The 4667-nt window shown below is 66.5% G+C and carries 4 protein-coding genes; 2 read left to right on the forward strand and 2 right to left on the reverse strand.

Translation table 11 applies throughout. The annotated features are described in order from the left end of the window. Window positions 1-14: 14 nt before the first annotated feature. Entirely contained in the window at window positions 15-1949 is a 1935-nt protein-coding gene (locus ACFU99_RS33780; protein ID WP_384399399.1) for a tyrosine-type recombinase/integrase, read from the reverse strand. Between the two features lie 110 nt (window positions 1950-2059). Between ACFU99_RS33780 and ACFU99_RS33785 the strand changes: the two genes are divergently transcribed. Both ACFU99_RS33785 and ACFU99_RS33790 read left to right on the forward strand, forming a co-directional pair. Next, window positions 2060-2326, forward strand: a complete 267-nt coding sequence (locus tag ACFU99_RS33785; protein WP_384399402.1) for a DNA-binding protein — start codon at window positions 2060-2062, stop codon at window positions 2324-2326. Window positions 2327-2430: 104 nt separating this feature from the next. Continuing rightward, window positions 2431-3420 carry a recombinase zinc beta ribbon domain-containing protein gene (locus ACFU99_RS33790; protein ID WP_384399405.1) on the forward strand — a complete coding sequence of 330 codons (990 nt, stop codon included), beginning with the start codon at window positions 2431-2433 and terminating at the stop codon, window positions 3418-3420. A gap of 9 nt (window positions 3421-3429) precedes the next feature. Here the strand turns inward: ACFU99_RS33790 and ACFU99_RS33795 are convergent, their stop codons facing one another. Continuing rightward, the gene (locus tag ACFU99_RS33795) at window positions 3430-4512 is read right to left on the reverse strand and encodes a cytochrome P450 (RefSeq protein WP_384399407.1); all 1083 of its coding nucleotides are present in this window, start codon (window positions 4510-4512) and stop codon (window positions 3430-3432) included. Between the last annotated feature and the right edge of the window lie 155 nt (window positions 4513-4667).

Consider the following 4667-nt stretch of genomic DNA (forward strand, 5'->3'; position numbering starts at 1 on the left):
GGACAGAAGTGCCTTCACACCGCCTTGCGACGCGTCCTCGGAGCTCGGCGAGAGGCCCGAGCGGCTGCCGACGGCAGGCCCCTCGGCAGCGCCCACTCATCCAGGCCCGGAGGCTCGGAGCGGGCGACCGTGAAGCGGGCGAGTGAGAAGTCCGCGCGCTGCTCTTGTGGATACCGATCATTGAAGTTCTCGACTCGGACCAGTTCCAGATGCTTCATGGTGCAGTGATCGCGTACCCACCTCACGGCGGCGTTGGCGGCGTCGTCCTGCCCTCGGCCGGTGAGGGAGATCAGGCCGATAGGGCTGGCATCCGGTTGGGTCTGTAGTCCAACGAGCCAGGTGCCGTCTGGTTGCTGCCGTGCGCCGTGGGCGAAGAAGACGCTGATGTCGCCCTGCCAGGCCGTCTCGGGGATCTCCAGCGGTGCGCGCATATCGAAGGGGACGTCGCGGGGCACGACCGTCATGACTGACTCGGCCTCGGCTCGCATCATCTCGGGCAGCACGCTGGTGTAGGTATCGGAGGTGACCTGGCGTGAGGAGTGACCCAGCTTCTCCTGGACGACCTTGATGTCGTGGCCGGCGAGCAGGGACAAGGTGGCGGCGAGGTGACGGAGGTCGTGGAGGCGAACCGGAGGAAGGCCGGATAGCTTCACCAGGCGCGCGAAGCGCCGGGATATCCAGTCCGGGTGCAGCTCTTCGCCGTTCTCGTGCGTCCACACCCGGCCGCTCTCGACGTAGGCACCGCCCCACTCCCGGCGTTTCCGCGCCTGCTTCGTGCGGAAGGCGGCCAGGTTGTCGCCGGACTCCAGGCTCAGCCACAGGGTGCGGACGCTGTCGGCCTTCGGCGCTTCGCCGTACAGCTTGTAGGCGACTTCCACGATCTGCTGGGAGATCCGTAGCCACAGAGCGTCCAGGCTGACCTCGGTCCAGGGCAGCGCGGCCATCTCGCCGCGGCGGGGGCCGAGGAAGATGAAGCTGTGCCATAGCTCGTAGAGCCAGTCGTCTTTGGTGAAGTCGAGGAACTGGCCGGTGAGTTCCGGAGTCCAGACCATGACCGGGCCGGGCTTTTCCCCGGTGCGCTTCCAGTGCTCGACGCGCTCGGGGGTCCAGACGAGTGGCTTCGGCCGGGTGACCGGTGGCAGCTCGACGAGCTGTGCCCAGTTCTTGGAGAAGGCTTGCTCGCGTTTGATTCCCCAGGAGAGGGCTGAGCTGAGGGTGTCGTTGATGCGGTGCATGGTGGCAGCGGAGGTGATCTTCCGTAGCCCCTTCTTGCCCTCGCGGAGGGCGGCGTTCGCGTCGAGGAAGGCTTTGCGGGTAGCGCGGCGCTCCTCCCTCTTGGCGTAGCCCGCTGTCTTCACCCAGGCTCGGTGTGCGTCGTCCCGGTCCTTCTGGAGTTGATCGATACGAAGACGGTGGAGGATTCTCTCGGAGTTCTCCTTCTCGATCGCGTTGTACAGCTTGTCGAGGTGGCGGACTTTGAGGTCGCGTCGCTTGATGTGCCCGAGGTGAGGGATGAGGTATACGTCGAGGTGCTCCTCGTAGCCGCGGCGGGTGGTGCGGGCGAGGGACTTTTTCGCCTTGATCCAGCGGAGGAAGAAGTCGCCGCACGTTTCGTCGGACAGCACGTCAGTGCCCGCCATGGCGTCGTCGTAGATCTCCTTCGCCTTCTTCTTGGCGTCATCCAGCTTGGCGAAGCCGCCTCGGCGCACTCGCTCGCGGGCTCCCCCTTCACCGGGTTCGAGTTCGAAGTAGAACGCCCAGGTGCCGTGGCCCTTCCCTAGTTTGGGGCATGTTGTGCCGATGGATCCGATCTTGGGATTGCCCTCGGGGTCGAAGACCGGATTCCCCTCCTTGTCCTTCAGTGGCCCCTTGCACTGGCATCGGCGGTAGTAACTCGGCTCGAACATCCAGTCCCCTGCCGACTGACCGTGGAGGCCAGTCGTGATCATCTGTACGTCTCCGTACGCGTCTTGTGCTGTCTCTTTCGATCTTGCGGGGGTTGTATGACACTGCTGTACAGTCCTGTGAACGTTGGCGTGGGGGAGATTGCGACAACGGAATGACTGCTCAAGGAGACGCCGGGCAGCCTGCGGCGGTGGCCGGAGCGATGGGCTTGGAGGAGTTGCTGGCGCTGCCGGCGACGGTGAATGTGGTGACCGCCGCGCGGGCTCTGGGGATCGGCCGGGACAAGGCGTACGGGCTGCTCCGGGGCGGTGCGTTCCCGGTGCGGACCTTGCAACTGGGAGACACCGTGCGTGTGCCGACCGCCGGGCTGTGGAAGGTGCTCGGGGTGGAGGCGCCGTCGGTGCCCGAGGGGCGCCCCTGAAGGCATATGCCCTTGCGTGAGGTATTCGCTAGCTCTGCATCAATGTGACCTACCTTCGCTAAGGTGGCCGGTACAAGGGGGTCGGTCTAAGGCGAGGAGCTCACGTGCCACGGCTGTACGGGTTTGAGGATGCGGCGCATCGCCGCGTGCTTGAGGCGGAGGCGGCTGGGATTCGCCAGGCGATGAGCCGTCGCTTGGCGAAGCAGTTGTCCCCCCAGGTGGTGGAGTGGATGAACGCCGCCGGCTACCGGACGACGCTCGGGAACCTCTGGAGGCCCGTGGGGCTCGACGCGGTGCTGGACCATCCGGCGATCGCTGGGCTCGAAGAGGATGATCAGGGCGAACTGGTGGAGACCGGCGGGCCGCAGATCGTCACCCCGGCCGAGTTCAAGCAGCTTCGAGCGCAGAAAGAGGCCGCGAAGCCCGCCTCCCCACGAGCCGAGCAGCGCGACTACTTGCTCACGAGCGGCGGCCTGAGCGTGTGCGGTCTGTGCGGCAGTCTGTTCACGGCGTCGCCGTCGAACTCCGGTAGCCGGGGCTACCGGTGTGCGCCGAGCACAGCACAGCATCCCGGCGGGTGCGGCAAGGTGCGTATCAACGCCGATCTGGCCGAGATCTACGTCGCGGAGAACGTCCTGGCCGAGCTCGCCAAGCCGGAAGTCGCACGCCATTTGGAGGCGGTACACGACCGGGTCCTGGCCGAGTCAGCCGAGCTGCGCAAGCGGGCGAAGGGCGATCGCGCGCGACAGAGTGAACTGGGTAAGGAGTACGCCAGTACGCAGATGTCGGGTGCCGCGTTCCGCTCGGCCGACAGGGAGCTGTCGAAGCGCATCCGGGAGGCCGAGGTCGAGGCACGGCGCTTGGAGCAGGTGAAGCAAGCGCCCCTGGGGGGTGTGCGTGATCTGGTGCACTGGTGGAAGCACGCCCCCCTGGCCTCGAAGAAGGGCGTGCTGGTGCTCATGCTGGAGCAGATCGCCTTTTACCCGGCCGCGTCGCGGGGATCGCGAACGGTGGACAGCAACCGTGTCGCACTGACCTGGCGCACCTGGGCGACGGCGCCGGGCGCAGCGGATGCGGAACGCACCGAAGCGTGACGTACGGGCTCATTCGGGAAGCTGCCCGTTGGGCGGGCCGGTAACGGTGACTCGGAGCTGGGCAAGGGAGCGGGACCGCCAGGAGGAGCGCCACTTGGGTTCCTCATGAGGGCTGGCGAGAGCCAGGTGAGGGAAGCGCCGCATGAGGGTGCTGATGGCGGTCTGGATCTGGAGGCGTGCCAGCGGGGCACCCAGGCAGTAGTGCACTCCGTGCCCAAGGGCCAGGTGCGCGTTGTCCGCGCGGTGGATGTCGAAGCGGTCCGGCTGGGGATACCGGTCCGGGTCCCGGTGCGCGGAGGCGAGACAGAGCAGCACGGTGTCGCCGGCGGGGATCGCGGTTCCGGCGATGTTGATCTCCTCGGTGGCGAAGCGACGGATGGCCATCTGGTTGGGGTGCGCGTACCGAAGGAGTTCCTCGACCGCGCCGGGTAGCAGCGTGTCATCAGCGCGGAGTTCGGCGAACTGTTCCGGATGCTCTAGCAGGGTCAGCAGACCGGCGCTGATGACGTGTTGGACGTTCTCGACACCCGCTATCAAGATCAAGAACGCCAGCGAGACGAGTTCGTTCGTGTTGAGCTGATCGCCTTCGTCGTGGGCGGCGATCAGGGCGGAGAGCAGATCTTCGCCGGGATGCACCCGGCGTGTGGCGATGAGGTCGAGGAGGAAGCGGTGGATGCTGTCCACGGCCTCGGCGACCTGTTCTGGGCGCTCGGGGGCGACCATGTCGGTGACCCAGCCGGAGAAAGGTCGCCGGTTCGGCTCTGGTACGTCGAACAGGTCGGCGATGACGGTCAGCGGCAAGGGGGTGGCGAAGTCGGCGACGAGGTCGGGACGGTCCTTGTCAGCTAAGCCGTCGGCCAGACGGTCGGCTTCGGTCTGCACGCGCTCACGCAGGTCTTCGACGCGCCGCGGGGTGAATCCCTTGGAGACCAGGCGCCGTAGGCGTAGGTGGTCGGCTGGGTCGATGTTGAGCAGGTTGGCGTCCAGGGCCGGAGGCAGGGAGAAGCCTTTGTAACCCACGCCGGAATGCCGGTTGTTCACCGACAGCCTGCCTTCGCTGAGCTCGGCGTACACATCGGACCAGCGGGTCACGATCCAGACGGGAGCGCCGTCCGGGAGCGAGATCCGGTGAACGGGGCCGGCTGCGCGCAGTGAAGTTTCCCCGTGATCGTGGACACAGTTGCGTTAGGCAGCGAGGCTCTGGTCCTGCTGATAGCGCAGGCGCGTCTCGTGAGGGGTGAGATATC

The organism is Streptomyces sp. NPDC057654, assembly GCF_042800135.1.
GTDB lineage: Bacteria > Actinomycetota > Actinomycetes > Streptomycetales > Streptomycetaceae > Streptomyces.